The organism is Pseudomonas azerbaijanoccidentalis (genome assembly GCF_019145495.1).
GTDB lineage: Bacteria > Pseudomonadota > Gammaproteobacteria > Pseudomonadales > Pseudomonadaceae > Aquipseudomonas > Aquipseudomonas azerbaijanoccidentalis.
The window spans coordinates 1279936-1303479 of record NZ_JAHSTU010000001.1; the positions used below are offsets into that span (position 1 = coordinate 1279936).

Annotated in this window: 24 protein-coding genes; 14 read left to right on the forward strand and 10 right to left on the reverse strand. The window is 60.9% G+C overall.

The window, feature by feature from the left end; all coding sequences use genetic code 11:
• Positions 1-228 precede the first annotated feature (228 nt).
• Positions 229-2394 carry a hypothetical protein gene (locus tag KVG88_RS05485; protein WP_217870607.1) on the forward strand — a complete coding sequence of 722 codons (2166 nt, stop codon included), beginning with the start codon at positions 229-231 and terminating at the stop codon, positions 2392-2394.
• Positions 2381-3412, forward strand: a complete 1032-nt coding sequence (locus KVG88_RS05490) for an NAD(P)/FAD-dependent oxidoreductase (RefSeq protein WP_217870608.1) — start codon at positions 2381-2383, stop codon at positions 3410-3412. The genes KVG88_RS05485 and KVG88_RS05490 overlap by 14 nt, the downstream gene beginning before the upstream one ends.
• 25 nt (positions 3413-3437) lie before the next feature.
• On the opposite strand, the gene KVG88_RS05495 is transcribed toward KVG88_RS05490, so the two are convergent.
• The 4 genes from KVG88_RS05495 to KVG88_RS05510 form a co-directional block, all read right to left on the reverse strand.
• The gene (locus KVG88_RS05495; protein WP_217870609.1) at positions 3438-5063 is read right to left on the reverse strand and encodes a methyl-accepting chemotaxis protein; all 1626 of its coding nucleotides are present in this window, start codon (positions 5061-5063) and stop codon (positions 3438-3440) included.
• A 323-nt stretch (positions 5064-5386) separates the two neighbouring features.
• A complete protein-coding gene (locus KVG88_RS05500; protein ID WP_217870610.1) occupies positions 5387-6145 on the reverse strand; it encodes an HvfC family RiPP maturation protein in 759 nt (252 codons plus the stop codon).
• Positions 6138-6974, reverse strand: coding sequence for an HvfB family MNIO-type RiPP peptide maturase (locus KVG88_RS05505; RefSeq protein ID WP_150703551.1), 837 nt, complete (start codon positions 6972-6974; stop codon positions 6138-6140). Before KVG88_RS05505 ends, KVG88_RS05500 begins: the two co-directional genes overlap by 8 nt.
• A 143-nt stretch (positions 6975-7117) precedes the next feature.
• Entirely contained in the window at positions 7118-8452 is a 1335-nt protein-coding gene (locus tag KVG88_RS05510; RefSeq protein WP_217870611.1) for an acetamidase/formamidase family protein, read from the reverse strand.
• Positions 8453-8915: 463 nt separating this feature from the next.
• Between KVG88_RS05510 and KVG88_RS05515 the strand changes: the two genes are divergently transcribed.
• The gene (locus KVG88_RS05515; protein ID WP_217870612.1) at positions 8916-9962 is read left to right on the forward strand and encodes a class I SAM-dependent methyltransferase; all 1047 of its coding nucleotides are present in this window, start codon (positions 8916-8918) and stop codon (positions 9960-9962) included.
• 130 nt (positions 9963-10092) lie between these two features.
• Positions 10093-10935: an NAD-dependent protein deacetylase gene (locus KVG88_RS05520; protein WP_150703596.1), complete on the forward strand. Its 843-nt coding sequence runs from the start codon at positions 10093-10095 to the stop codon at positions 10933-10935.
• 105 nt (positions 10936-11040) lie between these two features.
• On the opposite strand, the gene KVG88_RS05525 is transcribed toward KVG88_RS05520, so the two are convergent.
• Positions 11041-11943: a LysR family transcriptional regulator gene (locus KVG88_RS05525; RefSeq protein ID WP_150703554.1), complete on the reverse strand. Its 903-nt coding sequence runs from the start codon at positions 11941-11943 to the stop codon at positions 11041-11043.
• Between the two features lie 240 nt (positions 11944-12183).
• On the opposite strand from KVG88_RS05525, the gene KVG88_RS05530 reads away from it, so the two are divergent.
• The 3 genes from KVG88_RS05530 to KVG88_RS05540 are packed head-to-tail and all read left to right on the forward strand — an operon-like array spanning position 12184 to position 14777.
• Entirely contained in the window at positions 12184-12882 is a 699-nt protein-coding gene (locus KVG88_RS05530; RefSeq protein ID WP_150703555.1) for a CoA transferase subunit A, read from the forward strand.
• 36 nt (positions 12883-12918) lie between these two features.
• A complete protein-coding gene (locus KVG88_RS05535) occupies positions 12919-13584 on the forward strand; it encodes a CoA transferase subunit B (RefSeq protein WP_008026717.1) in 666 nt (221 codons plus the stop codon).
• A gap of 11 nt (positions 13585-13595) precedes the next feature.
• The gene (locus KVG88_RS05540) at positions 13596-14777 is read left to right on the forward strand and encodes an acetyl-CoA C-acetyltransferase (RefSeq protein ID WP_217870613.1); all 1182 of its coding nucleotides are present in this window, start codon (positions 13596-13598) and stop codon (positions 14775-14777) included.
• Between the two features lie 98 nt (positions 14778-14875).
• Here KVG88_RS05540 and KVG88_RS05545 read toward each other — a convergent pair whose 3' ends face one another.
• Both KVG88_RS05545 and KVG88_RS05550 read right to left on the reverse strand, forming a co-directional pair.
• Positions 14876-15478 (reverse strand): NADPH-dependent F420 reductase, encoded by a 603-nt coding sequence (locus tag KVG88_RS05545; protein WP_217870614.1) that lies wholly within the window; start codon positions 15476-15478, stop codon positions 14876-14878.
• Positions 15479-15502: 24 nt separating this feature from the next.
• On the reverse strand, positions 15503-16252 hold the full coding sequence (locus KVG88_RS05550; protein ID WP_217870615.1) for an SDR family NAD(P)-dependent oxidoreductase: 750 nt from the start codon (positions 16250-16252) through the stop codon (positions 15503-15505).
• A 112-nt stretch (positions 16253-16364) separates the two neighbouring features.
• On the opposite strand from KVG88_RS05550, the gene KVG88_RS05555 reads away from it, so the two are divergent.
• A complete protein-coding gene (locus KVG88_RS05555) occupies positions 16365-17267 on the forward strand; it encodes a LysR family transcriptional regulator (RefSeq protein WP_217870616.1) in 903 nt (300 codons plus the stop codon).
• A gap of 83 nt (positions 17268-17350) precedes the next feature.
• On the opposite strand, the gene KVG88_RS05560 is transcribed toward KVG88_RS05555, so the two are convergent.
• The gene (locus KVG88_RS05560) at positions 17351-18670 is read right to left on the reverse strand and encodes an Nramp family divalent metal transporter (RefSeq protein WP_217870617.1); all 1320 of its coding nucleotides are present in this window, start codon (positions 18668-18670) and stop codon (positions 17351-17353) included.
• A gap of 57 nt (positions 18671-18727) precedes the next feature.
• The gene (locus KVG88_RS05565) at positions 18728-19258 is read right to left on the reverse strand and encodes a chalcone isomerase family protein (protein ID WP_217870618.1); all 531 of its coding nucleotides are present in this window, start codon (positions 19256-19258) and stop codon (positions 18728-18730) included.
• 167 nt (positions 19259-19425) lie between these two features.
• Between KVG88_RS05565 and KVG88_RS05570 the strand changes: the two genes are divergently transcribed.
• The 6 genes from KVG88_RS05570 (at position 19426) to KVG88_RS05595 (ending at position 22712) form a co-directional block, all read left to right on the forward strand.
• Positions 19426-20214, forward strand: a complete 789-nt coding sequence (locus KVG88_RS05570) for a hypothetical protein (protein WP_217870619.1) — start codon at positions 19426-19428, stop codon at positions 20212-20214.
• Positions 20215-20296: 82 nt separating this feature from the next.
• Positions 20297-20968 carry a glutathione S-transferase family protein gene (locus tag KVG88_RS05575; RefSeq protein WP_217870620.1) on the forward strand — a complete coding sequence of 224 codons (672 nt, stop codon included), beginning with the start codon at positions 20297-20299 and terminating at the stop codon, positions 20966-20968.
• A 31-nt stretch (positions 20969-20999) separates the two neighbouring features.
• Positions 21000-21326, forward strand: coding sequence for a putative quinol monooxygenase (locus tag KVG88_RS05580; RefSeq protein ID WP_217870621.1), 327 nt, complete (start codon positions 21000-21002; stop codon positions 21324-21326).
• Positions 21327-21584: 258 nt separating this feature from the next.
• The gene (gene relB, locus KVG88_RS05585) at positions 21585-21779 is read left to right on the forward strand and encodes a type II toxin-antitoxin system RelB family antitoxin (protein WP_150703562.1); all 195 of its coding nucleotides are present in this window, start codon (positions 21585-21587) and stop codon (positions 21777-21779) included.
• Between the two features lie 25 nt (positions 21780-21804).
• Complete coding sequence (locus KVG88_RS05590; protein WP_318184655.1) at positions 21805-22038, forward strand: type II toxin-antitoxin system RelE/ParE family toxin; 234 nt, start codon at positions 21805-21807, stop codon at positions 22036-22038.
• Positions 22039-22139: 101 nt separating this feature from the next.
• On the forward strand, positions 22140-22712 hold the full coding sequence (locus tag KVG88_RS05595) for a DcrB/PsbP domain-containing protein (protein ID WP_217870622.1): 573 nt from the start codon (positions 22140-22142) through the stop codon (positions 22710-22712).
• 3 nt (positions 22713-22715) lie between these two features.
• Here KVG88_RS05595 and KVG88_RS05600 read toward each other — a convergent pair whose 3' ends face one another.
• Positions 22716-23432 carry an alpha/beta hydrolase gene (locus KVG88_RS05600; protein ID WP_217870623.1) on the reverse strand — a complete coding sequence of 239 codons (717 nt, stop codon included), beginning with the start codon at positions 23430-23432 and terminating at the stop codon, positions 22716-22718.
• Positions 23433-23544 lie beyond the last annotated feature (112 nt).

Genomic DNA, 23544 nt, shown 5'->3' on the forward strand with positions numbered 1-23544 from the left:
AAACCGGTAAAGCCGCTGATTGCATATGCGCTTAGTGAAACCCCGCGACAGGGACAGGATTCGATCTGCTTCGCCGCGCCGATCTTCTTTCACCTGACGCGGTACTTCTTTTGCGCGCAGTAAAGGATTGAAGCGCCGACCGTTCGTCACTACTGGCATATCTGACAGTAGCTGGAACCCCCGACATCCTGTGGGATAGGCCACTCTTCAGGATGACGGAAAACCGCCATGGAGCTGCTCCAACAGGTTACCAAGCTCTGCGCACGGTTGGCCCCCGGCGGCTGGCACTCACTGCTATTGGCCCATGGCCTGGACATCACGGCAGTACCACTTGGCACCGAGCTGATCAAACCGCTGAACATCGACCGCAGCCTGCGAGGATTCGAGGATTTCGCCAGCACCGGCAACCGCGCGATTGAACCGGGCCAACCGGCGTATAGCTTGCTCTATCACGCGCTGGCCTCACCCGAAGTAACCCACGACCAGACCGGGCAACCGTTGCGCCTGTTCCCCACGCCGGCCGAAATCGAAACCGTGCTCAATTTTGTTTATGCCACCAACCGTTCCTCGCTTCAGCGCCTGCGCAAGCAGGCTGGTGACAACCCCATGGCTGTGGTGGTGTTTGCCAGTGAATACCGCAACGCCGCCCAAACCGTGCACAGCGAACACGCCGACCTGTGCTTCTCGCGCACTGGCATCGCTCGGGTAGGCACAGCTCCCTGCCGCTACGACGCGCCACTGCGTAGCTTTCTGCCTTTTGTCGACGACGACCCCTACGGTATTCGGGTCATGCCGGTGCGGTACAGCGCCTACATCGCCATGCAACTCAAGGGCGATCCCAAACGCTTTGGGCCGATGGACGCGCAGCCAGGGGATGCAGAACTGGATTTCTGGGTGCCGATGCACAAATTGTTCAACGGCTCGCAGTGCCTGGTCGGGTTGAACCTGACACTCGATCTGGACAACCATCAAATCAACGAAAAATTGCGCCACATCCACCGCAGTTACACCGGAACCGGTTGGCAGGAGCCACAGATCAGTCAGCCGCCCTTTGTCGTCACCGACAATCTTGCGCACTGGGCCACCCCGCAGGACATGGGGCTGGGCCTGCTGCTGCCCAACGCCACACCGAAACTGGTGGAAGCGGCCAGCCTTGAGGGCCAGCCTTTGTCCTTCTGGATGCCGAGGGGCACCGGCGGCATGGTGCACGGCCGACACACACTGGATGAGGAAGGTCGCTTCGAGGATCTGAATGATCGAGAGGGAGTGGCTGAACTGGTCAAACAAGGCGGTTATCGCGCCCTGCACTATCACGACAATACGGCCGACGGCTGGGTCCGCGCACGCTGCCCGGCCTTGCAGAAGTTGTTGCCTTCGATAGCGGCATACTCGGTGATTGGCGCCCCGGATTTCTTTCCGCTGTGCAACCAGCGACAACTCTTGCGCTGGGCAAGTACGGAACCTGATCCGAACATCTGGCATGCCCGACTGGAGGCGTTGTCGAACGTTCGCTACTGCGCAAATCTGAGCTTGAAGCAACAGCCATTTTCGGCAAACGACCTTGGAGTGACGGCCATTGTGGGGTTGCCGCACCGGGCCAAATCCAAGTCATCGCCCTCAAAAAACCACCCCGTCGTTGACCGCCCTTCTTCGTTACCGGACGCCGCCGCCGGGATCTTTGGCCCCGGCTGGGAAGTCGGTCGGTATCCGCCCTTCGGGAGCGGACCTTTTTCCCTGTCCGGCTACCAGATGGCCAGCCCGTTTACCGAAGACGTGCGCATTTGCGCGGCGCTGGGTTCTTACTGGCCAGGTGTGGCGCCGGACTCTGCCCGGACCTTTGAGCCGCGATCTAACCTGCACAGCATCATCCCGCTGACCGATGAAGAAATCGGACAACACGGAGCAACGGCCTGGGACAATCAACAAGGGCCACAACTGATAGCGCACGAAGGCCGCATGATCGCTCGCTACCGCGCCTACGAATACACCGACTACACCCGGGTGGCCCTCGATGGGCGTTTTTCCTTGCATCTGACCGGGCGCATCACCCAGCGGCAATATCAGGACCGAGTGCGTTCGATGCGCCGTGTGTACAACGTGCTCGAGGCAGGCTCTGACCCTGTATTGCGTAAAGACTGGCCGTTGTTGTCCTTTCGCCTGATACATCGACCGGATGCCGAACTCGCAACCGCCGAGCAAGAGTCGGGGCTGACGCTCGCTGGCTGGACCCATCGTTTTCACGTGTACAAACGCGGAGCCGACTGGACGCCACAGAATGATTTCAAACTGCGCTACGTGGACATCGAACGCCAGGTAACACTGCTGATCAGTGAACAGGCGATGCTGATCAGATATGGGCAATTGCCTTGGCAGATCGCGCTTGAAGCCCTTTGATGCACTGGTGATCGGCGGCGGCCCGGCGGGCTCTGCAGCGGCGATCAGTTGTGCGCAGCGCGGCTTGCGCGTGGCACTGGTGGAGCGCCAGAGATTTCCGCGGTTTCGTCCTGGCGAAAGCCTGCATCCGGCCATCGAACCGTTGCTGGAGCAGCTCGGCGTTGCGCATTTATGTGCGTCAGGTGCGGTACGCTTTTCCGGTCAATGGGTGCATTGGGACGGCCCCTCACGCTTCATTGGATTTGGCGGTGACGACGCCGGCCCGTGGCAGGGATTCCAGATCGCCAGAAGCTCACTGGACAGCGCGTTGTTGCAGCAGGCCGCAGCGCTTGGCGTCAGCGTCATGCAGCCGTGTCACGCGCAACACCTGCTCACTCACGACCGCCGGGTAGTTGGCGTGGAAACCGACAAAGGCCCGATGTTGAGCGCCTATGTGATCGATGCCAGCGGCGTCGCGGGCTGGTTGAGCCGCCAGCACCAGTTGACGGTCCGGCGTTGTTCGCCGCTGCTGGTGGCTCGGTACGGTTATCTCTTTGGCAACCTTGAGGCTTATGCGCACGCTCCGCACCTGCAGGCGGATGCCGATGGCTGGACGTGGGTGGCACAAGTCGAGAATCACCGACTGCACTGGACTCGCCTGTGTTTCAGCGAAGGCACGTCCACCGCTCGAACCGTGCCTGAAGCTTTGCGCGGCTTGCCTCAGTCAGACTTGGTGCTGGGCGCCGACGTGACCTGGCGCCTCTGCACCGAAGCGGCCGGTGCTGGCTATTTCATGGTGGGTGATGCGGCGAGCCTGCTCGACCCGGCCGCGTCCCACGGGGTACTCAAGGCGTTGATGAGCGGCATGCAGGCTGCGCAAGCCGTGTTCGACTGCCTGCAACAACCTTCGATCCAATACTCCGCACACGTGCAATACAACCGCTGGGTCAACGATTGGTTTGAGCGCGATCTGACGCAGATGCGTCATTTCTACGCCACTCATCCAAGCCCGCCAGGCTGGCTCAAGTCATGGACCTGAAACCGGCCGGGCCTACACGCATCGCTTAAACGACGAACCGCGCCACCAGTGCGTTCAGATCCACTGCCAGACGTGACAGCTCATGGGTGGCGGTGCTGGTCTGGTTGGCGCCCGCGGCGGACTGCGTGGCCAGATCGCGAATGTTCACCAGGTTGCGATCGACTTCGCGGGACACTTGCGCCTGTTCTTCCGAGGCACTGGCGATCACCAGGTTTCGCTCGTTGATCAAATGGATCGACTGGGTGATCTGCTCCAGCGCCACACCGGCGGCGCGGGCCATTTCCAGGGTGCTTTGGGTGCGTTGATTGCTTTGTTGCATCGACGCCACCGCTTCACCGGTGCCGTTCTGGATGCCGGCGACCATCTTCTCGATTTCCTGGGTCGATTGCGCCGTGCGATGGGCCAGCGCCCGCACCTCGTCCGCCACCACGGCAAAACCGCGCCCTGCTTCACCGGCACGGGCCGCTTCGATGGCTGCGTTCAGCGCCAACAGGTTGGTTTGCTCGGCGATGGCGCGAATCACGTCCAACACCTTGCCGATGTCACGTCCCTGCGCCGCCAGGCCTTCGATCATCAGCGACGTGTTGTGCACATCGTGAGTCATGGTCTGGATCGCATCGACAGTTTGCACTACCCGGTCACGCCCCTCGCGGGCCGCCTGGGTCGACTCGTTCGAGGCTTCGGAAGTCGACACGGCATTGCGTGCCACTTCTTCCACGGCGGCGGTCATTTCGTTGACGGCAGTGGCGGCCTGTTCAATTTCGTTGTTCTGTTGTTGCAGGCCACGGGACGCGTCCTGCGTCACTGCACTGAGCTCTTCGGCGGCGGTGCCCAATTGGGTGGCAGAGCCGGCGATCTGTTCGATGGTCTTGCGCAGACTGGCCTGCATGGACGCCAAGGCTCCGAGCAACCGCGCCGGTTCATCCTTGCCATCGACCTCGATGGTTTTGCTCAGATTGCCTTCGGCGATGGTCTGCGCGGCCCGCACGGCGCGGTTCAACGGGGTGACGATGCTGCGGGTCAGCAACCAGGCCAACAGCACGGTCAGTAATGCCGCGATCACGGCGACCAAGATGATGCCGGTGATGGCGCTGTCGTAGTTGTCACCCGCAGCGGTCGAGGCAGCCTTGGCATCGGCGTTATTGAGCGCCACCAGCTTGTTCAGTTGCTCGCCCATCTGATCGGTGCCGTCCTTGATCCGCGTGTTGATCAGCGAGCGCATTTCATCGAGTTTGTTCTGCCGCGACAGTTCCATCATCTGGTTCTGCGCCTGCATGTAGTTTTCCAGCGTGGTCTCGAATGTTTTATACAACTGCGCTTCTTCGGTGCCGGCCGGCAGCGCGGCATAACTGGCTTGCGCACTGCGCAGCTTGTCGACCAACACACCGATACGCGTCTGGGCTTCCTGCAAGGCTGCGGGATCACGGTTGACCAGTACCCGAAACGACAGAATGCGCATGCGCAGGACGTTTTCGGTCATATTGCCGAGAAACCCGACGCTGGGCAGTTGTGTGGTTCCCATGTCGATGGAGGCCTGGCGGATAACGGACATGCGGTTCACGGCGAACACACCCAGCACGATGACCAGCAAGGCAATGAAGGCAAAACCCAGGAAAGCTCGAGGCGCGATGTTCAGATTACGCAATGACATAGGACGATACTCGGGTGGTGTGGCTGCGAGCATCCTTGCCGTTTTTTCTGAAAGGCGGGCATTGGCGCACCACCCTTCAGGCCGGCGCCATTGTTGGAATCAATTTGTCTGCGCCTGAAGGTTGTATCGGCCAGGCTTGAGGTTTATTGCGGGGATTTAGCAAATAATTTTCAAAGAGTTAGCGTTGTTTCACAGGCGAGACATTTGGGACGGATGTACCCATATTCCACCGACACCCACACGCCCTGTAGGAGCGAGCCTGCTCGCGATTAGCCGACTATCAGCCGATATAGATGCTGCTCCTACAAGGGAAGTGCGTTCCGTCAATGAGCCATGCCCACCACACCTTGATCATGCAACTGCTGCAACAACGCCAAACCGTTATCGAAGAACTCGACTGAACCGGTCATTCCCGCCTCTTGGGCCAGTGCTTGCAACTGCGCTTGCCCATCCAGCCCGGGAAGCTCATCGATGCGCTGCAACAACCGAAACGCCAACGGGCTCAACCCGGAAAACTTCACGCTGAAATCCAGGTCCCTACGCACCAGTAATAGCGTCGGCTGGTCCGGTGCCGCGTCCGGTTGATAATCGGCCCCCAACAATTGCACCGGCCAGGCATACGCCAACGGCCAGGCCAGCGGCGAAACCCTTAACGGACGTTCCAGCAACAACTCGGCATGATCCGTTGGCAAAGGCTCGGCTTCGGATTGTTGCAGGGCCATTTCCACCCATTCGTAATGCGCCAGTTCCACCATGAACGGCGGCCATTTGCCGTCAGCCAACGCCGCAGGTTCGGAGGCGAGAAACTCGACAAACTCCTCAGCGATCTCACCGAATTTTGGCGTGTGGGCGCGGTAGTCGCGCAAGAAAATCCGCACCAGCGCCCGCCACTGTTGGTCACCCAGAACCTTCACCAGCACCGGAAAAGTGCCGCTGATCAACGCCGACAGATTGGCAAACACCAGGTCGCGATACACCTGCGCCCGTGCCGGATCCATCTCGGGCGGTGGTGCGCACTGGTCGGGGTCGCGCAGGTACAGGCCCATGCTGTTTTGCTGTTCGAGCAGCGAGCGCTTAACCACGGTTCACCTCCTCGCCCTGCAAGCGGCGGATGGTCTGCAATTCTGCAACCAGTTCGGAAAACGCCGGGAAGTTGAAATCGCGCTCCAGCAAGGTCGGCTGGGCGCCGAACCGGGCGTAGGCCTGAGCGAGCAACGACCACACCGCCGGTTTGACCGAGGCGCCGTGAGTGTCGATTTTCAAAGTGTCGGACTCATCGAAGTGCCCGGCGATGTGCATCGCCACCACGCGATCCGCATCGATGCCCGCCAGAAACGTGCGTGGGTCGAAGCCATGGTTGATCGAGTTGACGTACACGTTGTTGACGTCCAGCAGCAGGTCACAATCGGCCTCGCGCAGCACGGCGTTGGTGAACGTCACCTCGTCCATGTCCTGCTGCGGTGCGGCGTAGTACGAGACGTTTTCCACGGCCAGGCGCCGGCCGAGAATGTCCTGGGCCTGACGAATGCGCGCGGCAACGTGATGCACCGCTTCTTCGGTGAAGGGCAGCGGCAACAGGTCATAGAGATGACCGTCATCGCTGCAATAACTGAGGTGTTCGCTGTACAGCGGCACGTTGTAGTGATCGAGGAAAACCCGCACCTCCTGCAGAAATCCGACATCCAGCGGCGACGGCCCGCCCAGCGACAGTGACAAGCCGTGGCAGGACAACGGATAACGCTCGGCCAGGCCTCGCAACGCCGCGCCATGGGCGCCGCCGATGCCGATCCAGTTTTCCGGTGCGACTTCGAGAAAATCGAAATGGCCGGCCGGGGCTGCTTGCAGGTCTTTCATTAAACCGCGACGCAAGCCGAGCCCGGCGCTGACTTTGTCTGAAGTGGAGGTTTGCATGATGTCGATCTCAAGGTTGTCAGGACGTAAGCACAGTTAACCGGGGCGATGTATCGGGCCTGTGTTGCGGGCCGACTGAAAACAGCAGGACTTGTATCGGCAGCGGGTCTGTACTCACTCTGGTACAGACCCGCTGCCCGGCCTTACACCAGGGCGTATTTCTCGCGTACCAGATGGCCGATGCCCATGCGATCGAGCACATGCATCGGGCACAGGAACGTCACGCGGATGGTGCCCGGCAGGCGGCTGATATCGATCGAACCGGTGATGGTGGCGCGGTTGAGCACTTCGTCATACGGCAGGCCGGTGACGGAGGCCGCACGCTGCAAGCCGTTTTCCACCGCGAGGTTGAGGTTTTCGCCGCTGCCGATGAAGGTGATCGGGCCACTCTGCTCAATCTCGTGCTGGCCCCACCGCTCGCCTAGCTCCCGGACTTTGGCCCGCTGTTCGGCGCTCATCGGCCGGGCCATCGGTGGCAGGTCATCAAGGTTTTGCAGGAGGATCGGCCCTTCCAGCGTGAGGTTTTTCACCACTTGCACCACCACTTCGGTTTCCCCGGAGCAATCGGTGGCGTGCCCGGCAATTTCGCCGTTGCCCTGCTGGGCATGCATGTCGCCCATGTACACCCCGGCGCCTGGCACTTTCACCGGGCAAATCAACACGCAGCCTTCGCGGATCGAGTTGGTGTCCATGTGGCCGTCGGTCTTGGCCGCGTGCAGTTCTTCGCGGCTCATGCCGAAACGGTGCGGTGCGTTGATCAGGTACTGGCCGAAATCGGCGCAGTTGTGCGAATCGGGAATGTCCCGCGATGGCATGGTGCCGATGTTGCCGAGGAACGGGCGCATGTGCGCGGCGACGCCGGGGATGTCGGCGCGGGCCAGCGACAGGATCGAGTGCTGTGCGGCGAATTCCGGAAGCGCCGACATTTCGGAGGCATTGCCGGCCAGTTGATTGGCGATGTCCTGGTTGACCGTCAGGCTGACCTGGTTCTGCGCATCGAACACAATCACGTAACCGTGGCTGAAGCGAAATGCACTGACCTCAGCGTTGCAGTTATTGCAGCGAATGGCGTCTTCGCCGATGCCTTCGACATGGCTGGGCGGATGTTCGGTGCCGCACTTGGAGCAGAACTTGGCGACGAACGGATCGCCGTTGTAGCGCCCTTCGACGAAGCTCATGACCCCGGACGAAGTGGCCAGCGAGGTAACGCGCATGCTCTTGATCTTGATCGCCACGGCATCGCCGATTTCCGCACCGGCGATGGCCACCGGTTGCGTGACTTCGTGGCCGCCTTCGAAGGCCGGCGTGATCATCGGCCCCCAGCAACCCGGCGGCGTGCCGGTGATCAGGGTGCCACCGTCGGCCAGCGGACCCAGCATCGGCTGGCTCGGGCCGATGATGCCGTTGGTGTAGCGGTCGACCCGCAGGCGATTGACCGGCGTGGCGTCGAGATTGGATTCAGGCACAAGCGTTGTCATTGTGGTCCCCTTGTCCGCATCAGGCGCGGAACAGAGTCAGTGCAAATGGCCGCCGGTGAATGCGGCCAGGGAAAGTGGCTTGCACAGTTCAGCGCAGGTTTGTATCTGGTCTGTGTTCGGCTGTGCGCCGCAATTGAGCGGGACTGTATCGGGAGACCTGTTAGATACAGTGGGATACATGCAAAACCGGTGGTCACTGCAAAACCCTGTGGGAGCGGGCTTGCCCGCGATAGCGTCCTTTCAGCGATGGAAATGTAGGCTGACCCATCGTCATCGCGGGCAAGCCCGCTCCCAAGGGGGCAAGTGTCAGCCACAGGGGCTTTCGTCGCTCCAGGCCACTCTGTACGGCCCGGGAACTAGACTTAATGCACACAGGACCTGCTCAGCGTCCTGTTCATTCCCACGACCACCGCCCGGATGAACAACGCCTCCGGACCGTGATCCTTCTGAAGGAGCACACGTGATGGACGAGGCCAGACTCAATGACTTCATGGGCAAACTGGTGAATGACATGGGCGGCGCGGCGATGCTTGCCAACGTCATCCTCGGCGAGGAGCTCGGCCTGTACCGGGCCATGGCCGACAGCCAGCCGATCAGCCCTGAAGCACTCGCCGACAAGACCGGCTGCAACCCCCGACTGGTGCGCGAATGGCTCAGCGCCCACGCCGCCTCCGGTTACATGGAACACAGCGACGGCCAATTCCGCCTGCCCGAAGAACAGGCCCTGGCCCTGGCCATCGAAGATTCACCGGTCTATATCGCCGGCGGTATCGGCGTGGTCGCGTCGTTCTTTCATGACAAGGACAAACTGGTCAAAGCCATGCGCGGCGATGGCGCCCTACCGTGGGGCGATCACCATCCGTGCATGTTCAGCGGTACTGAACGGTTCTTCCGGCCCGGCTACAAGGCGCACCTGATCGCCGAATGGTTACCGGCCCTCAACGGGGTGATGACCAAACTGGAGGAAGGCGCCAAAGTCGCCGACATCGGCTGCGGCCATGGCGCGTCGACGGTAATCATGGCTCAGGCATTTCCAAATTCGCGGTTCGTCGGTTTCGACTACCACGCGCCCTCGGTCACCGTGGCCACCCAGCGTGCCGAAGAAGGGGGTGTGTCCAGCCGCGCACGGTTCTTCCAGGGCACCGCCAAAAGCTACCCCGGCGACGACTATGACCTGGTCTGCTATTTCGACTGCCTGCACGACATGGGCGACCCGGTGGGCGCGGCGAAACATGCCTACGAATCGCTGAAACCGGATGGCACGGTGTTGCTGGTGGAACCGTTTGCCAATGACTCGCTGGATGACAACATCACCCCGGTCGGCCGGTTGTTCTACGCCGCCTCGACCTTCATCTGCACCCCCAACTCGCTGTCCCAGGAAGTCGGCCTGGGCCTCGGCGCCCAGGCCGGTGAAGCGCGGTTGCGCAAGGTGTTCACCGAGGCCGGGTTCTCAAGTTTCCGCCGGGCCACGGAAACGCCGTTCAACCTGATCCTTGAAGCACGCAAGTAACCCGCCCGCACCCTGTAGGAGCTGCCGCAGGCTGCGATCTTTTGATTTTGATGTTAAAAAGCAAGATCAAAAGATCGCAGCCTGCGGCAGCTCCTACATGCGTTCGTCCGTGGCCCCCGGAGTGTTGAAGATGCTCGACCACCAGATCCACGAACAACTCGATCGCCTCCAGCACCTGATGGCCGACGAGCCGTTCGCGGTCCTGACCGGTGCCGGTATCAGCACACCATCGGGCATTCCAGACTATCGCGACAATCAGGGCGTGCGCCGTGGCCGCCAACCGATGATGTATCAGGAGTTTCTCTCCGCTCCCGAATCCCGAAGGCGCTACTGGGCGCGGGCGATGCTCGGCTGGCCGCGGGTGCGTCAGGCGCAGCCCAATGTGGCCCATGAGACATTGGCCCGTTTGCAGAGCACCCGGCAGATCTGCGAGCTGATCACGCAAAACGTCGACACCCTGCACGACCAGGCCGGCAGCCACGATGTGATTGAACTGCACGGCAGCCTGCACCGGGTGCTGTGCCTGGACTGCGGCCAGCGCAGCGAGCGGGACTCGATCCAGCACCTGATGGAAACCCAGAACCCGTACCTCGCAGGCGTAGACGCGGTGCAGGCACCGGACGGCGACACCCTGCTCGACCCGGCCTTCGAAGCGCGCTTTCAAGTGCCGCACTGCCCGCACTGCGCCGGGGAGCGCATGAAGCCGGACGTGGTGTTTTTCGGGGAGAACGTCGCGCAGGCCACTGCCGCCAAAGCGATGGCCGCGGTGGAAAAGGCAGCGGGGTTGCTGGTGGTCGGTTCGTCGCTGATGGCGTACTCGGCGTTTCGCTTGTGCCGCGCGGTGGTGGATCAGGGCAAACCGCTGATTGCGATCAACCTGGGCAAGACCCGGGCGGATGAGATTCTGGACTTGAAGATCGAGGGGTCGTGCGAACAGCTGCTGCCCTTGTTGGCCCAACGCCTAAACCACTGACAAAACCACACACCGTAGGAGCTGCCGTAGGCTGCGATCTTTTGATCTTGCTTTTATTAAGTCAAAAGATCGCAGCCTGCGGCAGCTCCTACAGGGCAATTGTGATCAGCTCATAGCCACTCGCTGGCCCAGGTTTTCTTCTTTCAACACATCAAACAACGCCTGCGCCGCCGCCGACAGCTCGCCCCCCGGTAACGTCAAAACTCCAAGCGCCCGCTCCACAATCGGATCACGCAACGTGATGCAACGCGCACCCAGCTCACGCATCTGCCCGGCACACAACGCCGGCACCGCGCTCACCCCCAACCCGCTGGCGACCATTCGCCCGACCGTCGCCAGTTGATGGCTCTCGAACTCCACCGGCAGTTTCATGCCCCTCGCCTGCAAGTGTTCCTCCAGCATCACCCGCACGGTAGAAGGCCGCTGCAAGGTGATGAACGGTTCCTTGAGCAAGGTCTGCCAATCGATTTCGTCCAGCTCGACCAGCGGCGAATCATGGGGCACCACCGCGACGAAACGGTCGATGTACAGCGGCGTGAATTGCAGCGACGAACTCTGGGTCGGCTCGAACGCCACGCCCAGTTCCACCTGGCGGTCGCGGACCATTTCCAGCACCTGCTCGTTGATCACGTCGTTGACCGTGACATTGACTTTCGGATACCGGGCGCGGAATGTCTTGAGGATCGGTGGCAGCAGGTTGCCGGCAAATGAAGGCATGGCGGCCAACGTCACGCGACCGCGTTGCAGGGTGAAACGCTGGCGCAGTTCATCCTCGGCATTGTCCCAATCGGCAATCAAGCGGCGGGCCAGCGGCACCAGGGATTCGCCCTCGGCCGTCAACGCCACGTTGCGCGTGTTGCGCGTGAAGAGACGCCCGCCCAGCCCCTCCTCCAGCGCCTTGATGGTCAGGCTCAACGCCGATTGCGACAGGTGCAGGCGCTCGCAAGCCACGGCAAAACTCAGGCTCTGGGCCACGGCCAGAAAGGCGCGGATCTGCTTGACGGTCATGTTTGGTCTCTCCGAGGTCTTGTAGGAGCTGCCGAAGGCTGCGATCTTTTGATCTTGTTTTGGCCGGTCTCGAATCGTTGAATATCCAAATCAACAGATCGCAACCTTCGGCAGCGCCTACGAACTATTGAGTTTTATCTATCAATCAACATTAAAAATCAACTTAACAAATGAATCTCGCGGCGTGACACTCATCCCATACGGCTAGCCAGCCGCCCACAAAGAATAAAAGAGGTGCATATGGCAGGTTTCGACAAGCGCGTGAGTTCCTACGAGGAAGCTCTGGCAGGTCTTGAAGACGGCATGACCGTGATCGCTGGCGGCTTCGGCCTGTGCGGCATTCCGGAAAACCTGATCGCCGAGATCAAGCGCAAAGGCACTCGCGACCTCACCGTCGTTTCCAACAACTGCGGCGTCGACGGTTTCGGCCTGGGCGTACTGCTCACCGACCGCCAGATCAGCAAGGTCGTGGCCTCCTACGTCGGCGAAAACAAGTTGTTCGAAGAGCAACTGCTCAAAGGCGAAATCGAAGTCACCCTGACCCCGCAAGGCACCCTCGCCGAAAAAATGCGCGCAGGCGGCGCCGGCATCCCGGCCTTCTTCACCGCCACCGGCGTCGGCACCCCGGTTGCCGAAGGCAAGGAAGTACGCGAATTCAATGGCCGCAAGTACCTGATGGAAGAATCCATCACCGGCGACTTCGCCATCGTCAAAGGCTGGAAAGCCGACCATTTCGGTAACGTGATCTATCGCCACACCGCTCAGAACTTCAACCCGCTGGCCGCTACCGCCGGCAAGATCACGGTGGTCGAAGTCGAAGAAATCGTCGAACCCGGCGAGCTGGACCCGGCGCAGATCCACACCCCTGGCATCTACGTCGACCGGATCATCTGCGGCACGTTCGAGAAGCGCATCGAACAGCGCACCGTACGTAAGTAATCCCCTGCCCCCGGACCGAATGAAGGAATAACAACAATGGCACTTTCCCGCGAACAAATGGCTCAACGCGTCGCCCGCGAAATGCAGGACGGCTTCTACGTGAACCTGGGCATCGGCATTCCGACCCTGGTTGCCAACTACATCCCCGAAGGCATGGAAGTCATGCTGCAATCGGAAAACGGCTTGCTCGGCATGGGTCCTTTTCCAACTGAAGAAACCATCGATGCCGACATGATCAACGCCGGCAAGCAAACCGTGACCGCACGGACCGGCGCGTCGATTTTCTCCTCCGCCGAGTCCTTCGCGATGATCCGCGGCGGTCATGTCGACCTGACCGTGCTGGGCGCGTTCGAAGTGGACGTGCAAGGCAACATCGCCTCGTGGATGATCCCCGGCAAACTCGTCAAGGGCATGGGCGGTGCGATGGACCTGGTGGCTGGCGCCGACAACATCATCGTGATCATGACCCACGCGTCCAAGGACGGTGAGTCCAAGCTGTTGTCGCAATGCAGCCTGCCGCTGACCGGCGCCGGGTGCATCAAGCGCGTATTGACCGACCTGGCCTACCTGGAAATCGAAAACGGCGCGTTCATTCTCAAGGAGCGTGCACCGGGCGTCAGCGTTGAAGAGATCGTCGCCAAGACCGCCGGTAAACTGATCGTGCCCGACCACGTGCCGGAAATGCAGTTCGCTGCCCAGTGAGGAATCATTCCATGCAAGAAGTCGTCATTGTTGCCGCCACGCGCACCGCGATCGGCACTTTCCAGGGTTCCCTGGCCAATGTGTCCGCCGTCGACCTCGGCGCTGCGGTGATCCGTCAGTTGCTGGCGCAAACCGGCCTCGACCCCGCTGAAGTCGATGAAGTGATCATGGGCCAGGTGCTGACTGCCGGCGCCGGGCAAAACCCTGCGCGCCAGGCCTCGATCAAGGCCGGCTTGCCCTTCGCCGTGCCGGCCATGACCCTGAACAAGGTCTGCGGTTCGGGCCTCAAGGCCCTGCACCTGGGCGCCCAGGCGATCCGTTGCGGCGACGCCGACGTGATCATCGCCGGTGGCCAGGAAAACATGAGCCTGTCCAATTACGTCATGCCCGGTGCCCGCACTGGCCTGCGCATGGGTCACGCACAAATCGTCGACACCATGATCAGCGATGGCCTGTGGGATGCGTTCAACGATTACCACATGGGCATCACTGCCGAGAACCTGGCCGAGAAGTACAGCCTGAGCCGGGAGCAGCAGGACGCGTTCGCCGCGGCCTCGCAGCAGAAAGCCGTGGCGGCCATCGAAGCCGGGCGCTTCGTCGATGAAATCACCCCGATCCTGATCCCGCAGCGCAAAGGCGATCCATTGTCCTTCGCCACCGACGAGCAGCCACGGGCCGGCACTACCGCCGAATCCCTGGGCAAGCTCAAGGCCGCTTTCAAGAAAGATGGCTCGGTGACGGCCGGTAACGCTTCGTCGCTGAACGACGGTGCCGCCGCCGTGATCCTGATGAGCGCCGAAAAAGCCAAGGCTTTGGGCCTGCCGGTATTGGCGAAAATCGCGGCCTACGCCAACGCGGGCGTCGACCCGGCGATCATGGGCATCGGCCCGGTGTCAGCGACTCGTCGTTGCCTGGACAAGGCTGGCTGGAACATTGGCCAACTGGACCTGATCGAAGCCAACGAAGCCTTCGCCGCACAATCGCTGGCCGTGGCCAAGGACCTGGAATGGGACTTGAACAAGGTCAACGTCAACGGTGGCGCAATCGCCCTCGGCCACCCGATCGGTGCCTCGGGCTGCCGCGTGCTGGTGACCCTGCTGCATGAAATGCTCAAGCGTGATGCCAAGAAAGGTCTCGCCACCCTGTGCATCGGTGGTGGTCAAGGCGTGGCCCTGGCGCTCGAACGAGCGTAAACGCGTTCAACAGATTGCGCGGGGACCCACGAATAACCGCGCGGTTTGGCAAACACCCGGTGCGACTCACGTCGCACCGGGTTCTTTTTGTCTGGCACTCAGGCAAATTTCACCAGATTCAGTGCTGGCAGCGGTCCGCCCGGAAACTGCACCAGCCGCCCGCCGACACTCAAGCTGCCAAGGTCGACGCCGAAGAAGCCAAGACGCTCGATCAGCGCCGCCACTCCAACCTTGGCCTGTGCCGAATCGCCCGAGAAAAACAGCACTCTGCGACCACCTTCCGCCGCTGGGTCGCCATCGACCAGATGCGCCTGAAGATGATTGAACGCCTTCACCACCCGCGCGCCCGGCACCCATTCGGCAAAGACTTCGCTGGACACCCGGCCCTGCAAATCCACGGCCTTGAACAGCGGTGCCTCGATCGGATTGTTCGCATCGATCACGGTCCGTCCGGCGAAATCCGGCAGACCGGCCAGTGCCATCGGCAGTTTCGACCAGTTCACCGCGACCAGCACGATGGGCTGGGCGGCGGCTTCTTCGCGAGTGCCGGCACGAGCCGTTGGCCCGAGTTCAGCCACCAATGAAGCCAGTGTTTCTGGCCCGCGACTGTTGGCGATGACCACTTCAATGCCTTGACGCGACAGTGACCGGGCGAAGGCTGCACCGATTGCACCGGCACCAATAATTCCAATTCTGCTCATGGTTTTGTCCTCTCAGGAAGGTGATCAGGCGGTGAAACCGCCATCGGCAATGATGTCTGCGGCGGTGACGAACGCCGCTTCCGGGCTGGCCAGGAAAGCCACGACGCTGGCGATGTCTTCCGGTTTGCCATAGCGGCCAATGGCGATGCCCGGGCCGACGATTTCGCTGACCGGGCCGCCGTCCGGGTTCATGTCGGTGTCGGTCGGGCCGGGGTGAACGGTATTGACGGTGATGCCCAGCGGACCGAGATCACGGGCGAGGCTACGGTTGAATCCGGCGATAGCGCCCTTGGTCAAGGTGTACAGCGATGCGGTGGGAAACGCCGCGTAATGGGTCATCGACGAACCGATGTGGATGATCCGACCGCCCGTCTTCATGATCCGCGCCGCTTCCTGGGTAGCGACAAATACCCCGGTCACGTTGACCGCGATCATGCGCTGGTAGTCTTCGAAGCTGATGTCCTGGATCGGCCCGCCGAGGGCGATGCCGGCGTTGTTGACCAAAATATCCAGGCTGCCGAACGCCTCGACGGTGCGGGTGACGGCTGCACGCACGGCGGCCGGATCACCGGCATCGGCGGCAATCGCCAGGGCACGGCCGCCCGCGGCTTCAATGGCCTGAACCACCTCAAAGGCTTTGCCCGGGGATGCACTGAAGGTCAGCACAACATTGGCTCCGTCGGCGGCCAGGCGCTTGGCAATCGCCGCGCCGATGGAGCGGGAACCGCCGGTGACCAGTGCGGTTTTGCCTTCAAGTGGAAGTCGGTTCGTCATGGAATTTCACTCCGTGGGTTGGGGATGGAGTGAATACTGCGCTTGCCATTAGTGCGTTATTAGCCGGTAATGCCTTGAATGATTTTCAAGCATCAGTAGCAGGTGTGTTGCCATGGAAACCCTCGCCAACCTCGAATCCTTTGTGCGCAGCGCCGAAACCGGGAGCTTTTCCGCAGCCGCCCGCTTGCTCGCGCTGACCCCCGCTGCCGTCAGCCGCAACGTGGCGATACTGGAACGCAACATCGGCGTGCGCCTGTTCCAGCGTTCGACCCGCAAGCTATCCCTTACCGAGGCCGGTGAAAGCTTCCTGGCCAACATCGGTGGCAATCTGGAAGCGCTGCAAACAGCGATCAACGCGGTCACTACCGATCAGGGTGAGCCGGCAGGTGTGCTCAAGGTCAGCCTGGCGCCGACCTTCGGCATCGGCCATATCCTGCCGCTGCTGCCGGCGTTCCTGGCCCGCTACCCGCTGATCCGCCCGGAATGGCACTTCGAAAATCGCGCCGTGGATTTGATCGCCGAGGGTTATGACGCCGCCATTGGCGGCGGTTTCGAACTGACGCCCGGGGTCATCTCGCGAACCCTGGCACCCGCTGAAGTGGTGGCGGTTGCTTCACCGGCCTATCTGGCGCAGCGCACCCTGCCCGCCAGCCCCGCAGACCTGGCCCGGCACATCGGCATCGTGATGCGCGGCAGCCGCACCGGGCGAATTCGGCAATGGCTCATGCGTGATGGTGCAGGCAATGAGGTGCCGGCGAGCATGAACGAAAGCATCGTCCTGAACGATCCCGCTGCCATGCGCGAGGCAGCGGTCTTGGGATTGGGGGTGACGTTACTGGTGCTGTCCGATGTGCAGCCGAATATTCAGCGCGGTGAACTGGTGCGCCTGTTACCGGATTGGCAGGCCGATGCGGGGGCTATTTCGCTGTACTACCCGAGCCGGACGCTGATGCCAGCCAAGACCCGGGTGTTCATTGATTTTGTGGTGGCGGCGTTTGAAACAAAGACCGCGTAATCGTTCAACGCGAGCAAGCTCGCTCCCACAGGGGAACGCGGTTAACTGTAGGAGCGAGCCTGCTCGCGATGAGGCCGGTACAGTCACTCAAAAAGCTGCAAGATCAACCAGCTATTCGCCCCACTGATCACCACGAACAACCCCCACGCCAGCACCCGCGTCGGCAACCGATTCACAAACGGCCCCATGAGTTTTTGATCATTGGTCATGCGTATCAATGGATACAGCGCAAACGGCAACTGCAAACTCAACACCACCTGACTCAACACCAGCAACTTGCCGATTGCATCGTCGCCCATCAGCCAGACGCCGATGAACGCCGGGATCAGTGCCAGCCCGCGTGTAATCAAACGCCGTTGCCAGCACGGCAGGCGCAGGTTGAGGAAACCCTCCATGATCACCTGGCCGGCGATGGTGCCGGTGAAGGTCGAACTCTGCCCCGACGCCAACAGCGCAACGCCGAACAACACACTGGCCAACGCCCCACCCACCAGCGGATCCAGCAAGTGATAGGCGTCTTGAATGTCCACCACATCGGTGTGCCCGGTCTTGTGAAACGCCGCTGCCGCGAGAATCAGGATCGCCGCATTGACCAGCAGTGCCAGCGCCAGGGAGCCGATGGTGTCGATGCGCGCCAGTTTCACCGCGTCCTGCTTGCTGGCCAGGTCCTTGCCGATCATCCGGGTCTGCACAATCGATGTGTGCAGGTACAGGTTATGCGGCATCACCGTGGCGCCGAGAATACCGATAGCCAGATAGAGCGGTGCGGCATCACTGATTGCCGCCAGTGACGGTTTGAAGCCTTGGGCAACCTCCGGCCAGTACGGTTTGATGAGCAGCAATTCGACGAAGAAACACGCGCCGATGGTCGCCACCAGCACCAGCATGATCGCTTCCAAACGGCGAAAACCGCGGTTCTGCAGGGCCAGCACCAGCAAGGTGTCGAACGCCGTGAGGGCGATGCCGAAGGTCAGCGAACACCCCAGCAGCAAATGGAAAGCCAGGGCACAGCCGAGCACTTCGGCCAGGTCGGTGGCGATGATCGAGATTTCCGCCAACACCCACTGCGTGCGCGCCGTCCACTTGCTGTAGCGCTCCCGAGACAATTGCGCCAGGTCACGTCCGGTGGCAATGCCCAACCGCGAACACAGGCACTGCACCACCATCCCCGCCAGGCTCGCCAGCAACACCACGAACAACAGGTTGTAGCCGAACCGGGAGCCGGCCTCGATGGCGGTCGCCCAGTTGCCCGGGTCCATGTAGCCGATGGAGACCAACAGCCCCGGGCCGGCAAAGCGCAGGACGCGTTTGAAGAACGAGGCACCGGGGTCTACGGCAACGGAGCCGGCGACTTCCGGCGGGCAGAACGGCGCTGTGCCGACTTTGGGCAAACTGAATTTCACACGATGATCCATCAACAGGTGGGAGGGCGCAGGGACGCCGGGTGATCATCGCAAACTTTACGGGGCGATGCCCAGCAACTGCTGGCGCAACTCGGGATTGCTGGTGCGCGGATCGAGCCAGATGGCGAAAAACGCCTCGGCAAACTGCAGGTCGTCCACTTCACGCAGCAACTGCTGGCCGATATAGAAGCGCGCCCCCTGCCCTGGCAAATAGACCCCGGTCAGCCGTGTTCCGGCCTGCACATCGACGAACGACTGCTGCATCTGCGCTTTCCATGCGGCCAGTTGTTCGTCGCTCACCGAACTGCCGGACAGACGCTTTATCTCCCTGACGCTGGCCTGCACCAGATTCTCACGGGAAATCGAGCGCTGGTAGATCAATTCAAGAGCGAACGGCTGGCCGCTGGCCAATGGACGCGAGGTACTCCAGAGCCGGGCGCTGTAGACGTCGAAGCCGAACTTGCGGAATTCACCGGTGCCGATGATCTGCGCACCGGGCAGAGTCTCCTGCCAACCGGCCAGTGTCTGACCACCGAGCAATACCAGAAGCCACAGGACATGGCGCAATGCTGAGCGTTGGCGGTTCATGCTGAGTTCAATCTCATCGAGCAAGGCCTTACTGAAACCTATGCGTAAAAGTCGAGTTCGTACAATTTTCAATGCTTTTATTTTTGTATACAAAATCACTGAACCTGCAGCGCAATCTACTGCCTGAAATGTTACCGTTGCTACCTCACACTGAGGGAGATGTGCGCGTGTTGATCCTTAAACTGCTGGTGATTCCTGGTTTCCTGCTGCTGATTTCCCTGGCCGGCAAACGCTGGGGGCCAAGCGTGGCGGGTTGGTTGTCGGGGTTGCCGGTGGTGGTCGGGCCGATTCTGTTTTTCCTCGCCATTGAACAAGGCGAGGCGTTTGCCGCCCAGTCGGCCATGGCCGCCTTGTCGGCGATGTTCGCCATGATTGCCTTTTGCGTGACCTATGCGCAGGTCTGCCAACGGTCGGGATGGCCACTGGCATTGATGGTTTCGTTGCTGGTGTGGGCCGTGATCGCCGTGGTGCTGTCGCTGATTCCACCCTCGCTGCTGCTATCCGTGCTCGCCGCCGCGACAGCGCTTTTGGCCGCGCCCTACCTGTTCCCGTCGGTGAAGCCGATCCTTGCTGGCCCGGCCCCGAAGTCCGACAAACTGCTGCTGCGCATGCTGGCCGGCGCCCTGCTCACCCTCGCGGTGACCTGGCTCGCCAGTACCGTCGGCGATCGCTGGAGCGGTCTGCTCGCCGTGTTCCCGGTGCTGGGCAGCGTGATGGCGGTGTTCTCCCAGCAAACCCGTGGCCCGGCATTTACTGCCGCCCTGCTGCGGGCGACGGCCACCGGCATGTATTCGTTTTCGGCGTTCTGCCTGGTGGTAACGCTGACCCTGCCCAGCCTGGGCCTCACCGGATTCGTTCTCGGCGTCGCTGTCTCAGTGGCCATGCTCGGGGTGACCAAACGCCTGTTGGCAAAACCGGCACGGACTACAACACCTTCAACAATTTCGAACGAGTAGGACAACAATCCCGTACGTCAATCGAACGGGTTTCGCCCAACATCAGCCTCAGTTCAAACCCCTGACCACTGAGGCCTACACCATGAAATTTTTTTTCCACCCTTCGCCAAACCCGATGAAAGTCGCCCTGCTGCTCGAAGAACTGCAAACGCCGTACGAACTGATTGGCGTCGATACCTTCAAGGGCGAACAGCATCAGCCAGAATTCCTGGCCATCAACCCGAACGCCAAAGTGCCCGCGCTGATGGATGGCGACGCCACGGTTTTCGATTCCCAGGCAATCCTGTTGCACCTCGCGCAAAAGCATCAGCGCTTTATGCCGACCAGCGTCGCCGGGAATGCCGAACTGTTGTCCTGGCTGATGTTTATCGCCACCGGTCTGTCGCCGTTTTCCGGCCAGGCCGTGCACTTCCTGCACCACGCTCCGGAAGACCTGCCCTACGCAAAAAACCGCTACTTCAAGGAAGTCGAACGCCACTACCGCGTCCTCGACCAGCGTCTGGCCGACCATCAGTACCTGGCCGGCGACACTTACAGCATCGCCGACATGGCGCTCTGGGGCTGGGCCAACTACGCGCCGTACATCCTCGGTGAAAACGGCCTGGCCGCGTACCCGAACGTCAAGCGCCTGTTCGACGAAATCAGCGCCCGCCCGGCCGCCCAACGCGCGCTCGGCCTTAAAGAGAAACTGGTCCTGAAAGCGGAATTCGACGAAGAAACCCGTCGCAGCCTGTTCCCGCAGAACCAGGCGTAATCCAGCACTTCCGGCATTCGAGGGTGATGAAATGAGTGATCAAATCGCGTTTATCGTTTACCTGCCGGCCAAGCCGGAACGATTCGCCGAAACCAGAGAACGCTTGCTTGAAGTCGTGCACCAGATGTCAGCCGAGCCGGACTTCGTCAACACCTGGGTACACCAACTGCAGGACGAACCGAACACCCTGGTGCTTTACGAAACCTGGAATTGCAGCAAAGAAGACTTCATCGCTCGTCACCTGAGCAAACCGTATCGCCAGGCATACGAAAAACTGCTGCCCGAGTTGTTGGCCAGCGATCGGCGGATCGAGTTTCTGGATGTGATTGAGCGTTATCCGGTGCGGCGGGAGGTTTGATGGTGGCTGTCCCCTCTGCGGTGACCAGCGGTCACTGCAGAGCTATTGCCTTGATGAGGTCCCACAAGGAGTGGCGAAATAATCAAAAACCAAGAAATCTCCCACATGTTTTTCGGGTTGGCCGTCGGAAGCCGGGGGTTTAGCATTTGATCCGTGAAGTGAACAACCGGCGCTAATCGGGGGTGTACTTCATCCCGACCGCGACGACAATGAACCGCATAATCATTAGACTGCTACGCATTGATCATGGAGATCACTATGAGCGCCCAACTGTCCCCCATCGATTCAGAATTCGACACTGAAGAACAAGCGGCCAGCTATGACCGCTGGTACCGTGCCAAGGTACAGGCATCGCTCGACGATCCGCGCCCCAGCGTTGCACACGATGAAGCCATGGCTCAGGTTGAGCAAATGTTGGAAGTCAAGCGCAAAGCTCGCCGTGCGGCTCGTTAAGTGGAAGCTTCCGGCTCTCGACGCCTTGACCGACATCATCGATTACATTGAGCAATTCAACCCCATAGCCGCCGCTTCCCTGCACAGCACGATTGTGACTTCCACTAAAGGTCTATCTGAAATGCCCCACAGTTTCAGGTCCGGCCGATTGCCCGGCACCCGGGAAATGGTTGTCCACCCGAACTACCTGGTGGTCTACCAAGTGGTAGATCATGTTGAGATCCTGACCGTTTTGCACGCCAAGCAGAAATACCCGTGACACCGAAGCATTGATGACCGTCCGTTACCCCGCACTGGAACGCCTCACAACCTCCGTGGGATGATCGCCCCCCACCGCGCGACCATCCCTGGAGATTTCGAATGTCACTGTTGAGTAAAAAAGCCGTTGTCCTGTTGTTGGCAGCGGCTGCCAGCCTGGGGGCCATGAGTGCGCAGGCGGCGAAGGCGCCGGCCAAGGAAGCGGCGCAGACCCAAAAGGTTTCGATGCTGGGCGGCAAGTTCACGTTCACCCTGCCCAAGGGTTTCGTCGCCAATCCGCTGCCAACCAGCCCTACCGGCGCAAGCGGCACCATGTACGCCAACGAAGCCACCAAGACAGTGGTGATCGCCGCAGAAAACAATTTGCCGGAAGGGGTGAAGGTCAAGGACAACGACGGCGAATTTCTTGACGGCACGGCGGCCGATTTTGACTCGGCACAACGCAAGGCGCTGGCGGATTACAACAAACTCAGTGAAAAAAGCCTGACCCTGAAAAGTACCGGCTTGGGCCTGCGCCAGGTCGACAGCACCGCCACCCAGGGCGGCGGCCAGACCCTCAACACCACACTGATGGCCGCGTCCGGCGGGCGCATGACGGTGGTTCAGGTCATTTCCCGCCCCGGTGACATGGCCGCCCACGAAACGCTGATCAAGCAGATCGTCAGCGGCAAGTGAGTATCAAGGGTTGAGCCGCTGCAACCAGGCGTTCAAGTCCTGCATTTCTTCGGCGCTGATGCTGTGGCCAACGCCCTGATAGGCGTGAAATTCGGGCTCCAGTGACACGCTTTGCAACAGGCTGTTGGCTTCGGTGCCGTCGCTCAGAGGCAGGCGTTTGTCTGCGGTGCCATGACCGATGAAAATCGCCAGTGACTGGCGTTTTTCATCCGGTTTCAATTCAGCCTGCAGCACCGGCAGAATTCGCCCGCTCAACGCGGCAATTCCGCCCACGGCCTCAGGATGGCGCAGGGCAACTTCGTAGGACATGATCGCGCCCTGGCTGAACCCCACCAGGTACACCTTGTCCGGTTCGGTGTGATATTTCTTCGCGGCCTGAACGACGAAATCCAGCAGCAACTGGCCGCTGGACTTCAAGTCGTCAGTCTCGCCGTTGTAGGCGCCTTCGCCTTTCTTGCGAAACCATTGATAACTGCCCTCTTGCATCACCATCGGCGCCCGCACCGACAGATAGGTGTATGGCTTGGGCAATTCATCCTTGATGCCGAACAGATCCTGCTCGTTACTGCCGTAACCGTGGAGGAAAATCACCAAAGGTTGATCGCGAGAATCGGCGGTGGCCTGCTCCAGATATTTGAGGGGCAGATCGGTTTGCAGCGGGGTTTGAGCGTGTACAGCGGCGGATGCCAGCAGCGTGAGCAGAGCGAGAATCTTCAACATAAGCCTTCCTTCACAGTGCGCAGGATTCGGGGAAGAGCCTAACACTGTGAAGCGGGCCGAAGCATCTCGGGTGTGGCTAAAACCGTCATCGCCAGCAGGCTGGCGCCCACCG

Coding starts and splice junctions, on each gene's coding strand:
- KVG88_RS05485 (WP_217870607.1), top strand. CDS start 229: ATGGAGCTGCTCCAACAGGTTACCAAGCTCTGCGCACGGTTGGCCCCC.
- KVG88_RS05495 (WP_217870609.1), bottom strand. CDS start 5,063: ATGTCATTGCGTAATCTGAACATCGCGCCTCGAGCTTTCCTGGGTTTT.
- KVG88_RS05505 (WP_150703551.1), bottom strand. CDS start 6,974: ATGCAAACCTCCACTTCAGACAAAGTCAGCGCCGGGCTCGGCTTGCGT.
- KVG88_RS05510 (WP_217870611.1), bottom strand. CDS start 8,452: ATGACAACGCTTGTGCCTGAATCCAATCTCGACGCCACGCCGGTCAAT.
- KVG88_RS05515 (WP_217870612.1), top strand. CDS start 8,916: ATGGACGAGGCCAGACTCAATGACTTCATGGGCAAACTGGTGAATGAC.
- KVG88_RS05520 (WP_150703596.1), top strand. CDS start 10,093: ATGCTCGACCACCAGATCCACGAACAACTCGATCGCCTCCAGCACCTG.
- KVG88_RS05525 (WP_150703554.1), bottom strand. CDS start 11,943: ATGACCGTCAAGCAGATCCGCGCCTTTCTGGCCGTGGCCCAGAGCCTG.
- KVG88_RS05530 (WP_150703555.1), top strand. CDS start 12,184: ATGGCAGGTTTCGACAAGCGCGTGAGTTCCTACGAGGAAGCTCTGGCA.
- KVG88_RS05535 (WP_008026717.1), top strand. CDS start 12,919: ATGGCACTTTCCCGCGAACAAATGGCTCAACGCGTCGCCCGCGAAATG.
- KVG88_RS05540 (WP_217870613.1), top strand. CDS start 13,596: ATGCAAGAAGTCGTCATTGTTGCCGCCACGCGCACCGCGATCGGCACT.
- KVG88_RS05545 (WP_217870614.1), bottom strand. CDS start 15,478: ATGAGCAGAATTGGAATTATTGGTGCCGGTGCAATCGGTGCAGCCTTC.
- KVG88_RS05550 (WP_217870615.1), bottom strand. CDS start 16,252: ATGACGAACCGACTTCCACTTGAAGGCAAAACCGCACTGGTCACCGGC.
- KVG88_RS05555 (WP_217870616.1), top strand. CDS start 16,365: ATGGAAACCCTCGCCAACCTCGAATCCTTTGTGCGCAGCGCCGAAACC.
- KVG88_RS05565 (WP_217870618.1), bottom strand. CDS start 19,258: ATGAACCGCCAACGCTCAGCATTGCGCCATGTCCTGTGGCTTCTGGTA.
- KVG88_RS05575 (WP_217870620.1), top strand. CDS start 20,297: ATGAAATTTTTTTTCCACCCTTCGCCAAACCCGATGAAAGTCGCCCTG.
- KVG88_RS05580 (WP_217870621.1), top strand. CDS start 21,000: ATGAGTGATCAAATCGCGTTTATCGTTTACCTGCCGGCCAAGCCGGAA.
- relB (WP_150703562.1), top strand. CDS start 21,585: ATGAGCGCCCAACTGTCCCCCATCGATTCAGAATTCGACACTGAAGAA.
- KVG88_RS05595 (WP_217870622.1), top strand. CDS start 22,140: ATGTCACTGTTGAGTAAAAAAGCCGTTGTCCTGTTGTTGGCAGCGGCT.
- KVG88_RS05600 (WP_217870623.1), bottom strand. CDS start 23,432: ATGTTGAAGATTCTCGCTCTGCTCACGCTGCTGGCATCCGCCGCTGTA.